We start from the raw sequence: 14,578 nt of genomic DNA, 5'->3' as shown, positions 1-14,578 counted from the left end.
AGCGTCAACGGCGGATGATGTAGAGCATCGACTTGCCGCTCTTCCCATCGCGCCGTTCGGTCGCCCACGCCTTGTGCTGTTGCCCGCCGACGATCTTCGAGACGGCACTCGCGACGAGGTGGTTGATGCGGTTCTTGTCCTGGCGAAGGCTCTCGGGGAGCATTGAGCCTGCCCCAAGTGGCCAAGGACCTGGACTTGACCGAGTCAGCCCTGCGCAACTGGGTGCGCGAGACCGACGGTGACAAGGGCAAGGAGCCAACGGGCGTGCTCTCCACGGCCGAGCGGGAGGAGTTGGTCCGGCTGCGCAAGGAGAACCGCCAGCTGCAGATGGAGCGCGACTTCCTGAAAAAGCAGCGGCCTTCGTCGCGAAGGAGGGCGCGACGTGAAGTGCGAGTGCTGCGGTGCGCAGAAGGCCCATTTCCCAGTGGAATTCATGTGCGAGCAGCTGGGCGTTTCCCGCTCGGGCTACTACGCCTGGAAGGAGCGCCCGGAGTTCGAGCGGCACAAGGTGGACCGGGCCCTGGCCGAGGTGGTGACGCAGATACATCGGGACAGCCGCGGCACGTACGGCAGTCCTCGCGTCCACGCGGAACTGCGTGCCCGAGGGCAGCGCGTCCCCTGTCCGAACGGAGCCGGTAGAGGACAAGGGTACACTCCTGGTCCTGGCTCCAGAGCCGCTGAGCGCGTCCAACCCACAGCACCTGTCTCTCGGGCGCAGCGTCCAGGAGATGTTGGACGCGAAGGGTCTCCTTCGCCCCGTGCTCGAGGGCGGCTACGATGCGCGCACATGAAAACCCACGAGTGGGCCCTCATGGGCCTGATGGTGTTGAGCACGGGTTGCTTCCAGGTGGTTCGCTCGAGCAGCCAGACCCAGCTCCCGGAGAAGCGGTCCCACCTCGTCCTCACGGGGACGACGGACGATGCGGCACGCCGGTTCTCGGAGCTGTTCTCCAAGCGTGGCTTCCAGGTGACGGATCGCCAGAAGCGCAAGAACGGCGCCACGCTCTACGTCTTCAAGGGCCAGCGCGCGGCGTTGACGACCGTGACGGGCAACTCCACCGTCGTGTCCGGCTCCACGAGCACGGTGGGGTCCACGTTCTATGTCCTGCTGACACCCCAGGGAGACACCACGAAGGCGCAGCTGTTTGGCAAGCCCACCCTGAATGGCAGCGAGGTATGCAGCGATGAGGCCCCGGCCTGGGTGCCGGCGTGCGTGGAGGATGTCTACGCCGGGGTCGCTTGGGATGGCCTCGATCAGATGACGGGCCGCGAGGAGGCGGAGACCCTCCGCGGCATGATGCTGGAGTTGGAACTGGCGGCCTCCAGCGGGCCCGGCTCGCCGGTCGTCACGGCCGAGCCGCAGACCTCCGAGCCCGCGCCGCCCGCCTGCGTCGCCTCGCAACTGCCCGAGTGGAAGACGGCCAGCGCCGTCGAGAAGAAGAAGCTCCTGGAGCGGTGCCGCGAGGAGTCCAAGGACGGCGCCCAGGCGGCGGACTCCAGGTAGCCGGGGCAGGTCCAGCTCAGAAGGACAGGCCCAGGGAGAAGCGGGCGTCGGGCGTCAGGGGTCCCAGCAGCACCTGTACGGGCCGTCGCAGGGGGAAGTAGGTGGTGCCTCCGGCGACGAGCTGCGCGCTGACGCCGAAGGAGCGTGCCAGCCAGTACGTCCCCTCGAGCGTCGCCACGGCGTTGAGCCCCCACTGCCCGCCATAGCCTCCCTGGCCCACCACGTAGGTGGTGGTGCCGCGAGCGCCCGCGAGCGCCGACATCCGCAGTGACAGGCCCCGTCCCGCGTCGTTCCGGCCCTCGTACAGGCTCCAGCGGGGGCCCGCCCGGAGATACAGGGAGCTGATGAGGGGATTGACGAGCGTGGCGCCCAGCTCCACGTCCACCAGGGGAATGGCATTCACCGTCAGCGAGCCGCCCATGTAGTCCGGCACGCCCGTCCCCCAGGAGGCCCGCAGCGTGAGGATGCCGCGCCGCTGGGCGCTGATCGCCACCGGAGTCCCCGCGTCCGGCTCCTCGGCCCGGGCTTCCGGCAGGCCGGTGCACAGCAGTGCGCCCACGAGCGCCGCCCGCCCCATCTTCGTTCCTTGCCGCTTCATCGCTGTCCCTCGCCGTGCGCGCGCGAGCGCGTCAATCCGTCAGATACAGGTAGGCCAGACACATCTCGTCGCCGGTGCCCTCGCCCCACTCCACGGTGCGGGACGTGGGGTTGTCCCAGGTACACGAGAGCTTCATCGGGCTGAAGAGCGGCACGCGCAGGGGCTGCTTGTAGAAGTACATCTGCTGCCAGTGGAAGTCCCACGCGGGAATCTCGATGAGGCGCTCGCCGCCCAGCTCCACCTGGATGCGCCTGCCCTGGGTGTGCATGTGCGGCAGCACGCCCCAGAGGGTGCCCGCGGGCACGTACTGCACGGTGTGGTGGGCGTACCCGGTGGCTCCCGGGGGAATGGAGAACCCGGCATCCACCAGGGGGTAGAGCGAGGCGAGCTTCGAGACGGGCTCGCGCGCGAACTGCAACGCCATGCGCGTGAGGTCCGGCTGGGCCTCGCCATGCATCGCGGTGACGGTGCCGGCCTGCCGCTGGGAGATGTTGTAGTGCACCTGCATGACGAAGACGGCGTCCGCGGCCACGCGCACGCCCGTGCCTTCCGGGTACCGCGTGGGCGGCGAGCCCGGAGCCCAGGCCCCGAGCAGCGAGGCCCCCCCGATGCCCGAGTCCCCGAAGCACGTCCAGCCGGGCTCCGCGTCACGCGCATCCCGCTCGAGCGCCGTCTGGCGGGGCGCGGCGAAGAGGAGCACGTGGTGCACCTGCTGCGTCACCCCCGGCATCACCTCGAAGCCGATCAGCTCCTTGCGCTGCGTGAGGTGGGGATCCAACAGGAAGCAGTGGTAGTCGTCCGAGGCCGTGTCCTTGGGCAGGTAGGGCTCCTCGGGGCCGATCGTCAGATCGGTCCAGGCCAGGGGCGGCGCGGGCTCGCGGGGCGGTGGCGCATCCAGCGGGTCCCCCTCGGGCGCGCTCTGCGCGGACCAGGCCGAGAGGATGTCCACCTCGCCCTGCGTCAGCCGCCGCGAGTCGCGGAAGCGGTGGGGGCCCTCCGCGGGCATCCACGGCGGCATCCGGCGCGCCTGCACCGAGCTGGCCAGCGCCGCGTGCATCGCGGACGCCGCGCCGTACGTCTCCAGGGCGAAGGGGGCGACCCCGTTCTGGGTATGGCACCCCTGGCAGCGCTCCTGGACGATGGGCAACACGTCCCGGTGCCAGGAGACGGGTCCTCCGTCGTAGCGAGGGCCTTCCTCGGGAGGGTCCACGGGGGTGGAGGAGCAGCCCGGAAGCCCGAGCCAGACGGTTCCCAGCATCAGCAGGAGCAGGCGGTCTCGCGTTCTCATGTTGGTGACGCACCTTGCCACAGGCCGGCACCCGGAAAAAAACACGGGGTGAATCCAAGAAATCGGATCCGGGAGTCCTAACGCCCGTAAAACCGACGGAAGGACTCCCTCATGAAGACCTCGTTGCTCACCGTGTGCCTCCTGGCCACCCTCGCGGGCGGGCGGGCCCTGTCCGCCCCCATGCCCGGGACGCCTGCTGCCCCGCCCGCTCCTCCCACGGGTTCCACCGTGAAGGCCCCGCTGCCTCCGGAGCTGCAGGCCCAGCGCGAGCAGCTGGAGGCCCGCCAGCGCGAGCTCGATGCCGAGCGGCAGGCGCTGGAGTCCGACATCCAGCAGATCGAGGCGGAAGCGAAGCGGCTCGACCCGGATGGGCGGCTCTCCTCCCAGCAGCTCTATGATCTCCTCCAGGAGCGCGAGGCGCGGCGGCGGAACGACTTCGATCCCACCACCGCCATCGTCAGCATGTCCTTCTTCGGCAGCATGCTGACGGGCTTCCTGGCGTTCCTGGTGGCCGGCTACCGCAGGGCGCGCCAGCTCCACGAGACGGTGCGGCTGATGGTGGAGAAGGGGGCGGAGATTCCCCAGGGGCTGCTCGCGCCGGTTCCGCGCCGCAAGCCCTCGGACTTGCGCCGGGGCATCATCCTGTCCACCTCCGGGCTGGGACTGGCCATCTTCCTGGGCGCCCTGCCGGACATGCCGGGGGCCTGGGGGGCGGGGGTGACGCTCCTGCTCATCGGCGTGGGACACATGATTGTCTGGCGTCTGCAGCAGGGACGGGGTGCGGTGGCGGCCGCGCTCTCGACGGAGCCCCAGCACTAGTCCTCCTGCCCCATGGCCTCCCTTCCCGAAGCCCCCTCGGACGCCGAGCTCATCACCCGGGTGCTCGTGCGTGACGACCGGCGCGCCTTTGGCGAGCTGGTGGCACGGCACCAGTCCGCGGTGCGCGGGCTGCTGCGCCGGCTGACGGGGGGAGACGTGGCGCAGGCGGATGATCTGGCGCAGGAGACCTTCCTGCGCGCCTACCGGGGGCTGCGGGGGTACCGGGGCGGAGCGAAGTTCTCCTCCTGGCTCTACCGCATCGCCTGCAACGTCTTCTTCAGCCGGGACCGGGGCAGCCGCGATGCGCCCCTGGAGCCTCCCGCCCTGGAGGCCGGGAGCACGGAGCTGGCCCTGCCGGACCGGGTCCTGGAGCGGCACGATCTGGAGAAGGCGCTCGCCCTGCTCAAGCCCCGCGAGCGGGCCGCGCTCGTCCTCACCTACGCCAACGAGCTGACCCACGAGGAGGCGGCGGTCGTCCTCGACTGCCCCGTGGGGACGCTGAAGACCCATGTCGCGCGCGCGAAGGAGAAGCTGCGCCGGCAACTCGAGGAGGTCCCATGAACGTCCGCGATGACGAGGCCTGGCTGGACACGCTGCTCCAGCGGCAACTGCCCTCGGGCTCCTCCGACGACGGCTTCCGGGCACGGCTCCTCGAGCGCCTGCCCCCGCCCCCGCGGCCCGCGCGGCGCGTGTTCGGCCTCGGCCTCACGTGGCTGGTGGGCGCCCTCGTCCTGCTGCTGCCCTCGGGAGAAGGCACGGGGGTGTTCGCCTCGGACGCGGGCAGCCTGCTCGTCCCATGCTGTCTGGGGACGGCATTGCTCTGGTACCTCGTGGACAGCCTGAGGTGAGCGGAGCGGGAAGGGCCTACAGCCACATCCGCCAGAGCAGTCCGAGCCGGGTGGTGTAGCCGACGGCCGCCCGCTCGAGCCGGCCCTCGGGGGAGACGAAGAAGGTGGTGGGGAACTGCTCGACGCCGTAGGCCCGCCGCAGCTCCTCGCTTCCCAGCAGCACGGGGTAGTCCACCGCGTGCTCACGGGTGAAGCGGCGCACGTCCTCCTCGTCCTCGTAGGCCACCGCGACGGACAGCACGTGCGCGGAGCCGCCCACCAGGCCCTGGAGCGCGGAGAGGGTGGAGGACTCGGCCTCGCACACCCCGCACCAGGGAGCCCAGAAGGCGAGCACCACCGGCTTGCCCTGGAGCTCGGACAGGCGCACCCGCGAGCCGGAGAGGGTGCGCAGGGTGAAGTCCGGCGCGGGGGCGCCCGTGGGGAGATGGCGCGTCTGCCAGGCCATCACCGCCACGAAGACGAGCCCCACCAGCGCGACGTCCATCACCTGGCGCACCCACCAGCGCTCGCGCGCCCGGTGCCAGAGGTCCTTCACCTGTTCCCACGTCCTTCTCATGGGGCGCATCTTACGAGGTACGCGGCGAGGAGCGGCGGGTCACGGGTTGCTCCCTCCTCCTGGCTTGGACGAACCGCCGGCCCGAGGCGGTCACGTGGGCTTCCCCGCCATGGCAACCAGAGGGGAGGAGACCTCCGCCACCTTGCGCCCCGGACCCGGGAGCAGCGGGGCGTGCAGCGTCCCGGGGTGTGACTGGAGGTGCTCCGTGAGCAGCTGGAGGAAGGCCCGCACCTTGGGCGGGGGCCGCCGGTTGCTCGGGTAGAGCGCGTGGACGTTGAAGCTGGGAGGGAGGTAGCCGGTGAGGAGCTCGACGAGCCGGCCGGCGGCCACGTCCCGGGCCACCACGGGCTGCGGGAAGCGGCCCAGGCCCAGGCCGTCGAGCACGGCGCGGTACGCCAGGGGGAAGTGGTTGACGCGCAGGCGCGTGGTCACCGGAACCTGGAGCAGCCGCCCCTTCGGTCCGGCGAAGGGCCAGAGCACCGGCGAGCCCGCCTCGGTGATGCCGACACAGACGTGCTCGCGCAGCTCGCGAGGCGTGCGGGGCGTGCCGTGCTCACGCAGATAGGACGGGCTCGCGCAGTACGCCACGCGCGCGGAGCCGAGGGTCCGGACGCGCAGGGAGGAGTCGGCGAGCGGCCCCGCGCGCAGGCTGAGGTCGAAGCCCCCGGTCATCACGTCGGTGCGTGCCCAGGAGGTGAGGACCTCCACCTCCACCTCCGGGTAGCGCGACAGGTAGGGGCTCAGCAGCGCCGGCAACAGGAGCTCGGCCAGCAGCGGCTCCGTGCTCACGCGCAACGTTCCCCGGGGGACGTCGCGCTCGTTGCGCAGCTCCTCCTCCGCGGCATGCGCCTCGGCGGCGATCCGGGTGCAGCGGGCATGGTAGCGCTCGCCCGCGTCGGTGAGGCGCAGGTGCCGGGTGGTGCGCTGCAGCAGCTCCAGCCCGAGCCGTTCCTCCAGGGCGCTCACCCGGCGGCTCACCGTGGACTTGCGCACGCCCAGCTGCCGGGCGGCGATGGTGAAGCTGCCGGTCTCCACCACGGCCAGGAACACCATCATGTCGTCCAGCCCGAGTGTGGATGAGCGGTCCATGGGGCTCCCCTTCGCGTGTACGCCGGGTTGTGCCACAGGTGTCCGCCTTCGTTCCACGCGGGGCGCGGCGCACGGGCGATTCGGCACATGCGCGTAACAGACTGTTCCGCCACTGGTGGTTTCGTCGTTGTCCGCTTCCCTGCATCTTGGGCGGGCCTTCAACGGGGGCGCCTCTCCGGGGCGCTCCTCCCATTGCCCCACGAGGAATAACACGATGCGTCATCTGTCCTTGCTCGCGCTCACGGCCCTGGTGCTCGTCAGCGTCCCCACCCAGGCCCAGAGCCGCAACGCCAACCTGGAGTCGCTCACCGCGGACAACTCCGTCATCCTCTACGTCGACTACCTGAGCGGATTGGACGACTACCTCACCACGGTGCCCGGCAAGCAGTTCCGCAACAACGTCACCGCCTTCCTCAAGCTGCACTCCATCTACAAGAAGGTGCCCGTGGCGGTGCTCGGCGACGAGAGCGCGTATGCCGGCAGGTTCTACCCCGAGGTGCGTCAGTACGCCGGGGACGCGAAGTACTTCAACCGCACCACCCCCACCGGCCTCACCCCCGAGGTGGCCGCGTGGCTGAAGAAGACCGGCCGCAAGAAGGTCATCATCGGCGGCATCTCCATCGACAACTGCACCCTGCACACCACGTTGGATCTGCTGCGCGCCGGCTATGACGTGCACGTGGTGGCGGATGTCTCCAGCACCAACAACACGCTGTCCGAGGAGACGGCCCTCACCCGGCTGTCCAGGGCTGGCGCTGTCCTCACCTCCTGGGTGACGGTCTCCACCGAGCTGCTCAAGGACTGGAACTCCCCCGAGGGCAAGGAGCTGATGAAGCTCATGGGCGCCCACCTGAAGTCCAGCACCGTGGGCGAGCCGTCCGATCCCAGCGCCGACATGAGCGTGCAGTAGAACCCTGGCACCTCGCGCGGTGCCCCATGCGGGAGGAATCGACGATGAAGCGCCATGTGCCCGGGGCGAGGCTCGCCTCCCTCCTCACCCTGACCGTGTCGTGTCTGGCCACACCGGCCCTCGCGCAGCAGCCGTCCGCCACGGGCGAGGAGCCGCGAGGCTGGCGGGGAGGGGTGACGTGGGGGGCCACCCTCAACCTCATCCAGAGTGGCGACGTGGTGGGCCAGGCGGATGCCTTCACGGTGCTGGTGGGCACGTCCCTGGCCGGCCAGGCCACCTACGTGCGAGGCCCGCACGCGCTGAGCAACTCGCTCCAGCTCGAGCTGGCGTGGGCGCGGACGCCCGCGGCCGCCGAGCTCGTCAAGAGCAACGACGTGCTGCGCGCCGAGAGCCTCTACGCGTACCGCGTGCTGGACTGGACGGGGCCGTACGCGCAGTGGGGGCTGCTCACCCACCTGCTGCCCGCGGAGGACGTGCGCCCCGTCGAGCTGCCCTACCGGATAGAGCGGCGGGACGGCACCGTCGAGCGGCTCGTCCAGAGCCGGCTGCGCCTGTCGCCGGGGCTGAGCCCGCTGACGCTGGAGGAGTCCGCGGGGTGGTCCGTCCGGCCCGTGGGCTCGCCCGGGCTCACGTGGGACGTGCGGCTGGGCGCGGGGGCGCGCCAGACGCTGCTGCGCGAGGGGACCCTCGTCATGCTCGAGCGCGAGGACACCCCCGAGGTGGATGCCCTCGAGGTGGGCCCCGTGTTCCAGGCGGGCCTGGCGCTGGCCACCCGGATGAGGGGAGGGCTGGAGGAGGGGCGCCTCGGCTACGAGCTGGGCGCCTCGGCGTTGCTGCCGCTCGTCAGCAACGGGGCGGCCGGGCTCACGCCCCTGGAGCGGGTGCGGCTCGTGCTCGATGCCCGGGCGAACGTGGGCATCCTGAGCTGGCTGACGTTGAGCTACCAGCTGCTCGTGGTCCACGACCGCGAGTTCGTCCGCGCCGTGCAGACCCAGAACAACCTGCTGCTGCGCTTCCAGTACTCCCTCGGCAACCAGGAGCGGTAGGGCTCGGCGTCCTCCGCACGTGCTCAGAACACCCCGTCGAAGAGCCGCCAGCCGCTCACGCCGCCGCCCACGGCCACCTTGGAGGGGAAGGACGCCTGGCGGTAGAGCGTCGAGCCCCGCTTCACGTTGCCGAAGAGCAGTTTCACCGGGCCGCTGCCGTGCGAGCTGGCCGCCAGCCCCTGGTGGCCCAGCAGCCCGGAGTAGCACCTGCTGCCGATCAACTTCCACGTCGAGGCGTTCTGCGAGCCGTACCCCCACGCGCACGTCTGCGTCCCGTCGTACTGCACCGTGAGACGCAGGAACGTGACGCTCTCCTGGTCCACGGTGTCCGCCGCGACGATGTCCACCTCGGCCGAGGACGTGGAGCCTCCCGTGCTCGTGCGGTACTGGAGACGCGGCTTCTGGCTGTCCGCCGGGCGGCACACCGCGAAGTAGCGCGCATTGGCCGCGGTGCTCTCGCGCACCATGAGGCACCCCTTGGCCCACTCGTCCACGTGGCTGTTGGGCGTGTCCACCGCCGCCGTCCAGGTGGTCGTCGTCACCGCGCCGTTGTACTCGGAGGCGAACAGGAAGCTGTCGCTGCTCCCCCAGATGTCCCCGGAGCTCACCTCGGCGCCGATGACGTCCACGGCCTCCTGGTAACCGCCGCACGGCCAGGACGCGATGCACCCGAAGGGCCACCCCAGGCCGTTGTGCGTCACCGCCCACGTGTCCTGGTGGTAGTTCACCTTGTCCGTGGCGATGTGGTTCGCGCTCGCCGACACCGCCCGGCTCCAGGACGCCGAGTCGTTCACGCCCCACACGCGGCTGATGAAGCCCGCCGGGTACACGCTGGAGGCCAGGGTGGCGTTGGCGTTCTCCAGGTTGAAGAACACCGCGTAGCTCCTCGAGCCGATGGCCGGCGCGCTGGTGAGGTCGGGCGCGATGAAGGCCACGCGGCTGGTGGCGGTGGAGCCGTTGGACACGTAGGTGTTGAGCTTGCTGGTGGACGAGGACACGTCTCCGCCAGTGAGGGCGATGATGAAGCGGCCCTCGAGCGCCGAGGTGGAGGGCCAGCCACAGCCCCCCGTCACGGCGGCTTGCAGGCTGGTGGCACCCGGGCAGGCCGCCATCACGTCCGAGGGCTTGAAGAGCCAGGACGCGGGCAGGTGCGCGGTGATGCGGTTGTCCAGGTCCTGGGGCATGCGGCCGGACTCGAAGCCGTCCTTGAGGTCCACCCAGAGCGTCACCACCTCATGGTTGGGATTGGCGAGGTGGAAGGCGCGCAGCTCGTCCAGGCAGTCGGAGAGCCGGTGGCAGGTGGTGCCGTTGTCGATGATGTCCGTATGGTAGACGAACCAGTTGCCCGTCACCTTGGACCAGCCGCTCTTGCCATTGTGGATGTCGAGCTCGAGCGAGCGGACGCGGTGGTACACGAGTTGATCGAGCAGGGCCTCGGCGCGCTGATAGGAGTTGTGCGAGGACTTCTGGCGCACCTCGTTGTAGGCGGGCTGGGCCACCGCGGCTGGCGCGAGCGCGAGCAGCAGCAGCGCGGGGAGGACGAAGGGGGTGGGGGTCTTCATGGGGAGGCACTTCCAGAACGAGAGAGTTGCTTCCCGGTTCAGTCACAGGGCCGGGAGCGTGCATACTACCCGCCCTGTGACTTCCACCCAGAGAGAGGTGGGTGGAACGAGCCCGGATTCCAACGCCGGGCTCGAGGCCCACGCCGCTGCCTACAGCAGATCCAGGTGCTTGAGGATGACGCGCCCGTTGACCGGCTGCAGGGGCCGGGCGGAGGGGTTGAGCTGCGGCAGTTGCTGGTAGGCGGCGATCTGCGCGTCCGACATCTCGATGGGCGTGCGCATCACGTACCAACGGATGCCCTCGGTGCACGGGGGCGTGGTGAGCGAGCCCGGGTACATGAAGTGCGTGCGGTTGCGGGGCAGCAGGTTCTCGGCGTTGATGACCGCGCCGAGCGGCTGGCTCACGTCACCCTTGTTCTGCGGCAGGTTGCGGAAGGCGGTGGCCAGCGCCTGGTTCTCCGCGCCCCGCTTGATGAACATGCCCACCACCACCGCCGGCGCGCCGCTGGCATCCACATGCACCAGGTGCAGCTCCAGCGGGTAGCTCACCGCGTCCAGCGTGTGCTCGCTGGGGGTGTGGAAGTGGAACTGCGCGAGCCGGTAGTTCGTGCCCAGCGAGCGGATGGTGCTGCCCGGCTCGTAGGTGAACTCCACCGTGGAGCCCGTGTTGCGCATGTTCACCGGGGTGAATTGGTAGGAGAAGGACGGGGCGGAGAGATCCAACGGCAGGGTGGTCAGGCTCCACAGGGGGATGGGGGTCTGCTGTTGTCCCGTCGAGCACAGCCCGTTGCCGGGCAGCTCCCCCCACCGCTCCGGGCCGAAGGTGCCCGTGTAGCTCCAGCCCTCGCTCTCGAGCGCCTGCGCGGACGCCGTCGTGGCCCACAACGCCAGCAGCAGGGGAGAGATGCCAGACAAAGACATGCGCGCGCCTTGACGATGGGTGTTCATGATGAGCCCTCCAGGCCCGAATGTGGGATGCGTTGGATTCCCCGGTTTGTGGGGTGCTCTTGATTAATCAGACGCGGCGCGCGGCCGCCACGAGGTAATCCATGGTTCTCCCATAGGGAAAACCGATATCCTCCGGCCATGCTCCGGCTGAACTACCACCACCTGCTGTACTTCTGGACCGTGGTCCGCGAGGGCAGTGTCTCCGCGGCCTCGCGCAAGCTGCGTGTCGCCCAGCCCACGGTGAGCGAGCAGCTCAAGGCGCTGGAGGAGATGCTGGAGCTGGAGCTCTTCAGGCGGGTGGGCGGCAAGCTCGTGCTCACCGAGGGCGGCGCCCACGTCTACCGGTACGCGGATGAGATCTTCATCCTGGGCCATGAACTGCAGGAGTCGTTGCGAGGGCGCTCCTCACAACGCAGGACCCGCTTGATGGTGGGCATCACGGATGCGGTGCCGAAGCTGGTGGCCTCCCGGATCCTGGCGCCGGTGTTGGGGATGAAGGAGGAGGTGCGGATGGTCTGCCACGAGAACACGCAGGAGCGGCTCCTGGCGGAGCTCGCTGCCCATTCCCTGGACGTGGTGGTGTCGGACGCGCCGGTGGCCGCGGACTCGAACGTGCGGGCCTACGATCATCTCCTGGGGGAGAGCGGGGTGACGTTGTTCGCGCGCAAGGAGCTGGCGGAGCGGCTGCGGCGGCACTTTCCCAGGTCCCTGGACGGGGTGCCCCTGCTGCTGCCCGCGGAGAACAACGGCCTGCGGCGGGCGTTGACGCAGTGGATGGCCGACGCCGGGCTCCATCCGAGGATCCGGGGAGAGTTCCAGGACAGCGCGCTGCTGAAGGCGTTCGGCCAGCTGGGCGCGGGCGTGTTTCCGGGGCCCACCTTCATCGAGCAGGAGATCCAGACGCAGTATGGCGTCGAGGTGGTGGGGCGGCTGGACGAGGTGCGCGAGCGCTTCTACGCGATCACCGTGGAGCGCAGACTGCACCACCCCGCGGTGCAGATCATCTATCGCGCGGCCCGGGAGTCGCTCTTCCCCCGCCCCGAGGGCGGCTAGCCCCCGGACATCTTGTCGTGAGCGGCTTGCTCCGGAATCGGCGATCGGCTTGCTACGGAACCGGTGATCGGCTTGGCCCGGAATCACTGATCGGCTTGCTCCGGAATCGGTGATCGCGATGGTCCGGTGCACGCAGGAGGGGCTGCAAGTCATTGGGGTGGACGAGCTGGGCTGGAGAGCCGGGCACCAGTACGTTGAACCCCAAGTCCTCCCCATGCGCACGGCTTCGGGTCCGCGCTCCTGCCCACTCGACGTACCGAAGACCCGAAAACGATGAACCCATAAGCCCTGCGTTCCAGGAGGCCCTGCTTGACAAGTTCGATGTCGGAGCGGCGGTCGAGTACGCGAGTAGATACAGTGATATTGCTTATTGGCGGATTCGTGGAAGAGAGCAGCAGTTGATGGACTCCTTTGGCGGCGCTCAGTCCGATACACAAGAGCCGTATCGGACCGAGAACATCCAGCGCGGTGTGGCGAAGGACAATCCATTGGGCTGGCTGTTCCACGACTCAGCCGTGAAGCACTGGGGTCAACTCCACCCCTACACCGGAGATTGAGAGATGGGCAGGAAGAAGCATATCCCGGGCGCATTCGTCAGGATGACGCTCGCCGACGGCTCCTTTGGTTACGGCAGACTGCTCGAATCGCCCTATGCGGCCTTCTACGATTACAGAACCACGAGCCCGGATTCCGACCTGGACAGGATTGCGTCCAGACCCCTCCTCTTCAGGATTGCTGTCCGCCACCTGGCTCTCGATGCGTGGGAGTTCATTGGGGAGAGGGCGCTCGAGGAGCACTTGACCGAACCTGTCGTTCAGTTCATGCAGGATCTGGGAGACTTCCGCCGCTGCACCATCTTCGACACCGCCGGGAAGGAGCGAGAGGCCGAGCCCGAGGAATGTGTGGGGCTCGAGCGGGCGGCGGTCTGGGAACAGGAGGGAATCGAGGAGCGCTTGCTCGATTCCCTCCTGGGGCGGCCCAATGCCGCTGAGGAGCGCCTGAAAGTACGACTGCAATAGGGCGCCTGGCTTGCTCCAGCGCCCGGTGGCTCAGAGCACGTCCGAGAGGGTGCGGCCCATGACCCACCCGTCGTGGTAGACGACGCCCGTCTGCGTGACGGTGTCGCTGCGGTACAGGCCCACCTTCAGGTAGTTGAGCATCCCGGAGAACTGGGTGGCGATGGAGCGCCTGGGCAGGACGAGCTGGCCGTTGTGGTACAGCTCGACGAAGCCGGCGGTGGCATCCGGCGACCACTTCACGTGGAAGATGAAGTCCTGCCACTGCCCGCGCACCAGCGGGGCCTTCCACACGATGACGCCGGGGTCTCCGCCGATGTTCAGGCGCATCTCCTCGCCATACACGTAGAACTCCACCGGCGGCGAGCCGCTGTTGCCCTCGTGGTGCCACTGGGCGAAGAGCTGCCACGTCTTCACGCTGGGGAAGTCCGGGGCGAACATCGTGTTGAAGCGATAGTAGTATTCCGAGCCCACCGGCTCGCGCGTCATCTTCACCAGCTCGTTGCGGTTGCCGCTGGAGTTGATGGGATCATCGCCCTGGCGCACGGTTGCCTTGAGGGCGTAGCTGCCCTGCCGCACCGGCGAGGGCACCACCTGCAGCCGGTCCGAGCTGACCATCTGCGTGCTGCTCCACTGGGTCCGGTCTCCCGTCTCGAAGTCGCCGCGCCACACCACGGTGGAGGCGGCGGGCGCCGCGCACGCGCGGGCCTCGGAGATGCTGGCCCAGTCGTTCACGCTGTTGCCGTTGACGTAGATGCGCAGGCGGCGCGCGGTGCGCGCGGCGAAGGTGTACGTCTCCGCCGCCGCCGTCGTGCCGCTGCTCGTGCCGCTGTACACCTGCGTGTAGTTCACCCCATCCGAGGACACCATCAGGGTGAAGGTGTTGGTTCGCAGGTTGCCCGAGTGCCACGCGATGGCCGCCCCCGAGATGGCCTTGTCGGAGCCCAGGTCGTAGTCGATCCACGAGCCCTTGCCGAGGTTGCTCCAGCGCGTGTCGAGCCGGTCATCCCGCGTGTTGTCCGGCACGTTGCCGTCATGGCCGGAGGCAATCGCTGACGTCGCGGTGAGGGGGACGCAGTTCTGCACGGTCAGCCCGTCGGCCGCTGTAGTGAGGGTCTCGAGTGCTTCCCCGGTGGCGGAGGTATCGGGGGCGCCGCAACCAGCACCGGCGATGAGGAACAGGGTTTCAGCCAACACGAGGAGTTTCTTCACGGATGGGTTCTCTCGATGAATGAAGACAGACAGCGGCAGGAAGAAATGACAGACCAGACTTCGGGACGCGGCCCTCCCGTCGCGCCAGACGAGGCTCATCGGCCCCGGCGCCCGGAGAGGCATGGGATG

At 69.2% G+C, this 14,578-nt stretch carries 17 protein-coding genes and 1 pseudogene; 10 read left to right on the top strand and 8 right to left on the bottom strand.

Going from position 1 to position 14,578, the window contains the following annotated elements:
- Positions 1-4: 4 nt before the first annotated feature.
- Positions 5-163: a hypothetical protein gene (locus VFZ09_RS24155; protein ID WP_329729997.1), complete on the bottom strand. Its 159-nt coding sequence runs from the start codon at positions 161-163 to the stop codon at positions 5-7.
- 2 nt (positions 164-165) lie between these two features.
- Here VFZ09_RS24155 and VFZ09_RS24150 point away from each other — a divergent pair.
- The 3 genes and pseudogenes from VFZ09_RS24150 to VFZ09_RS24140 form a co-directional block, all read left to right on the top strand.
- Positions 166-616: pseudogene (locus VFZ09_RS24150) on the top strand (transposase); the annotation flags it as partial.
- Positions 597-791 (top strand): Imm52 family immunity protein, encoded by a 195-nt coding sequence (locus VFZ09_RS24145; RefSeq protein WP_329730027.1) that lies wholly within the window; start codon positions 597-599, stop codon positions 789-791. The pseudogene VFZ09_RS24150 and the gene VFZ09_RS24145, both read left to right, overlap by 20 nt.
- Positions 788-1,504, top strand: a complete 717-nt coding sequence (locus tag VFZ09_RS24140; protein WP_329730029.1) for a hypothetical protein — start codon at positions 788-790, stop codon at positions 1,502-1,504. Before VFZ09_RS24145 ends, VFZ09_RS24140 begins: the two co-directional genes overlap by 4 nt.
- Positions 1,505-1,520: 16 nt before the next feature.
- Here VFZ09_RS24140 and VFZ09_RS24135 read toward each other — a convergent pair whose 3' ends face one another.
- Both VFZ09_RS24135 and VFZ09_RS24130 read right to left on the bottom strand, forming a co-directional pair.
- Complete coding sequence (locus VFZ09_RS24135) at positions 1,521-2,102, bottom strand: hypothetical protein (protein ID WP_329729996.1); 582 nt, start codon at positions 2,100-2,102, stop codon at positions 1,521-1,523.
- A 31-nt stretch (positions 2,103-2,133) separates the two neighbouring features.
- Positions 2,134-3,390: a hypothetical protein gene (locus tag VFZ09_RS24130; RefSeq protein WP_329729995.1), complete on the bottom strand. Its 1,257-nt coding sequence runs from the start codon at positions 3,388-3,390 to the stop codon at positions 2,134-2,136.
- A gap of 111 nt (positions 3,391-3,501) precedes the next feature.
- Here VFZ09_RS24130 and VFZ09_RS24125 point away from each other — a divergent pair, with 111 nt between their 5' ends.
- The 3 genes from VFZ09_RS24125 to VFZ09_RS24115 are packed head-to-tail and all read left to right on the top strand — an operon-like array spanning position 3,502 to position 5,057.
- Positions 3,502-4,209, top strand: coding sequence for a DUF6249 domain-containing protein (locus tag VFZ09_RS24125; protein WP_329729994.1), 708 nt, complete (start codon positions 3,502-3,504; stop codon positions 4,207-4,209).
- 12 nt (positions 4,210-4,221) lie between these two features.
- Positions 4,222-4,770: an RNA polymerase sigma factor gene (locus VFZ09_RS24120; protein WP_329729993.1), complete on the top strand. Its 549-nt coding sequence runs from the start codon at positions 4,222-4,224 to the stop codon at positions 4,768-4,770.
- The gene (locus VFZ09_RS24115; protein ID WP_329729992.1) at positions 4,767-5,057 is read left to right on the top strand and encodes a hypothetical protein; all 291 of its coding nucleotides are present in this window, start codon (positions 4,767-4,769) and stop codon (positions 5,055-5,057) included. Before VFZ09_RS24120 ends, VFZ09_RS24115 begins: the two co-directional genes overlap by 4 nt.
- Positions 5,058-5,073: 16 nt before the next feature.
- On the opposite strand, the gene VFZ09_RS24110 is transcribed toward VFZ09_RS24115, so the two are convergent.
- Both VFZ09_RS24110 and VFZ09_RS24105 read right to left on the bottom strand, forming a co-directional pair.
- On the bottom strand, positions 5,074-5,613 hold the full coding sequence (locus VFZ09_RS24110; protein WP_329729991.1) for a TlpA disulfide reductase family protein: 540 nt from the start codon (positions 5,611-5,613) through the stop codon (positions 5,074-5,076).
- 90 nt (positions 5,614-5,703) lie between these two features.
- Complete coding sequence (locus VFZ09_RS24105) at positions 5,704-6,702, bottom strand: LysR family transcriptional regulator (RefSeq protein WP_329729990.1); 999 nt, start codon at positions 6,700-6,702, stop codon at positions 5,704-5,706.
- A gap of 214 nt (positions 6,703-6,916) precedes the next feature.
- On the opposite strand from VFZ09_RS24105, the gene VFZ09_RS24100 reads away from it, so the two are divergent.
- Together VFZ09_RS24100 and VFZ09_RS24095 are read left to right on the top strand one after the other, a co-directional pair.
- Positions 6,917-7,612: an isochorismatase family protein gene (locus tag VFZ09_RS24100; protein ID WP_329729989.1), complete on the top strand. Its 696-nt coding sequence runs from the start codon at positions 6,917-6,919 to the stop codon at positions 7,610-7,612.
- A gap of 44 nt (positions 7,613-7,656) precedes the next feature.
- Positions 7,657-8,658 carry a hypothetical protein gene (locus VFZ09_RS24095; RefSeq protein ID WP_329729988.1) on the top strand — a complete coding sequence of 334 codons (1,002 nt, stop codon included), beginning with the start codon at positions 7,657-7,659 and terminating at the stop codon, positions 8,656-8,658.
- A 23-nt stretch (positions 8,659-8,681) separates the two neighbouring features.
- Here the strand turns inward: VFZ09_RS24095 and VFZ09_RS24090 are convergent, their stop codons facing one another.
- Both VFZ09_RS24090 and VFZ09_RS24085 read right to left on the bottom strand, forming a co-directional pair.
- The gene (locus VFZ09_RS24090; protein WP_329729987.1) at positions 8,682-10,220 is read right to left on the bottom strand and encodes a Ca2+-dependent phosphoinositide-specific phospholipase C; all 1,539 of its coding nucleotides are present in this window, start codon (positions 10,218-10,220) and stop codon (positions 8,682-8,684) included.
- Positions 10,221-10,370: 150 nt separating this feature from the next.
- Positions 10,371-11,168 carry a carbonic anhydrase family protein gene (locus tag VFZ09_RS24085; RefSeq protein WP_329729986.1) on the bottom strand — a complete coding sequence of 266 codons (798 nt, stop codon included), beginning with the start codon at positions 11,166-11,168 and terminating at the stop codon, positions 10,371-10,373.
- Positions 11,169-11,306: 138 nt separating this feature from the next.
- On the opposite strand from VFZ09_RS24085, the gene nhaR reads away from it, so the two are divergent.
- Both nhaR and VFZ09_RS24075 read left to right on the top strand, forming a co-directional pair.
- Entirely contained in the window at positions 11,307-12,221 is a 915-nt protein-coding gene (nhaR, locus tag VFZ09_RS24080) for a transcriptional activator NhaR (RefSeq protein ID WP_329729985.1), read from the top strand.
- Between the two features lie 560 nt (positions 12,222-12,781).
- Positions 12,782-13,240, top strand: coding sequence for an Imm26 family immunity protein (locus VFZ09_RS24075; protein ID WP_329729984.1), 459 nt, complete (start codon positions 12,782-12,784; stop codon positions 13,238-13,240).
- A gap of 30 nt (positions 13,241-13,270) precedes the next feature.
- On the opposite strand, the gene VFZ09_RS24070 is transcribed toward VFZ09_RS24075, so the two are convergent.
- A complete protein-coding gene (locus tag VFZ09_RS24070) occupies positions 13,271-14,449 on the bottom strand; it encodes a heparin lyase I family protein (RefSeq protein WP_329729983.1) in 1,179 nt (392 codons plus the stop codon).
- Positions 14,450-14,578: the final 129 nt, after the last annotated feature.

It is taken from the genome of Archangium sp. (assembly GCF_036277355.1).
GTDB lineage: Bacteria > Myxococcota > Myxococcia > Myxococcales > Myxococcaceae > Archangium.
Note: the sequence above shows the minus strand (reverse complement) of the source record. Positions and strands in the feature narration are given on the sequence as shown.

Coding starts and splice junctions, on each gene's coding strand:
- VFZ09_RS24155 (WP_329729997.1), bottom strand. CDS start 163: ATGCTCCCCGAGAGCCTTCGCCAGGACAAGAACCGCATCAACCACCTC.
- VFZ09_RS24140 (WP_329730029.1), top strand. CDS start 788: ATGAAAACCCACGAGTGGGCCCTCATGGGCCTGATGGTGTTGAGCACG.
- VFZ09_RS24135 (WP_329729996.1), bottom strand. CDS start 2,102: ATGAAGCGGCAAGGAACGAAGATGGGGCGGGCGGCGCTCGTGGGCGCA.
- VFZ09_RS24130 (WP_329729995.1), bottom strand. CDS start 3,390: ATGAGAACGCGAGACCGCCTGCTCCTGCTGATGCTGGGAACCGTCTGG.
- VFZ09_RS24125 (WP_329729994.1), top strand. CDS start 3,502: ATGAAGACCTCGTTGCTCACCGTGTGCCTCCTGGCCACCCTCGCGGGC.
- VFZ09_RS24120 (WP_329729993.1), top strand. CDS start 4,222: ATGGCCTCCCTTCCCGAAGCCCCCTCGGACGCCGAGCTCATCACCCGG.
- VFZ09_RS24115 (WP_329729992.1), top strand. CDS start 4,767: ATGAACGTCCGCGATGACGAGGCCTGGCTGGACACGCTGCTCCAGCGG.
- VFZ09_RS24110 (WP_329729991.1), bottom strand. CDS start 5,613: ATGAGAAGGACGTGGGAACAGGTGAAGGACCTCTGGCACCGGGCGCGC.
- VFZ09_RS24105 (WP_329729990.1), bottom strand. CDS start 6,702: ATGGACCGCTCATCCACACTCGGGCTGGACGACATGATGGTGTTCCTG.
- VFZ09_RS24100 (WP_329729989.1), top strand. CDS start 6,917: ATGCGTCATCTGTCCTTGCTCGCGCTCACGGCCCTGGTGCTCGTCAGC.
- VFZ09_RS24095 (WP_329729988.1), top strand. CDS start 7,657: ATGAAGCGCCATGTGCCCGGGGCGAGGCTCGCCTCCCTCCTCACCCTG.
- VFZ09_RS24090 (WP_329729987.1), bottom strand. CDS start 10,220: ATGAAGACCCCCACCCCCTTCGTCCTCCCCGCGCTGCTGCTGCTCGCG.
- VFZ09_RS24085 (WP_329729986.1), bottom strand. CDS start 11,168: ATGAACACCCATCGTCAAGGCGCGCGCATGTCTTTGTCTGGCATCTCT.
- nhaR (WP_329729985.1), top strand. CDS start 11,307: ATGCTCCGGCTGAACTACCACCACCTGCTGTACTTCTGGACCGTGGTC.
- VFZ09_RS24075 (WP_329729984.1), top strand. CDS start 12,782: ATGGGCAGGAAGAAGCATATCCCGGGCGCATTCGTCAGGATGACGCTC.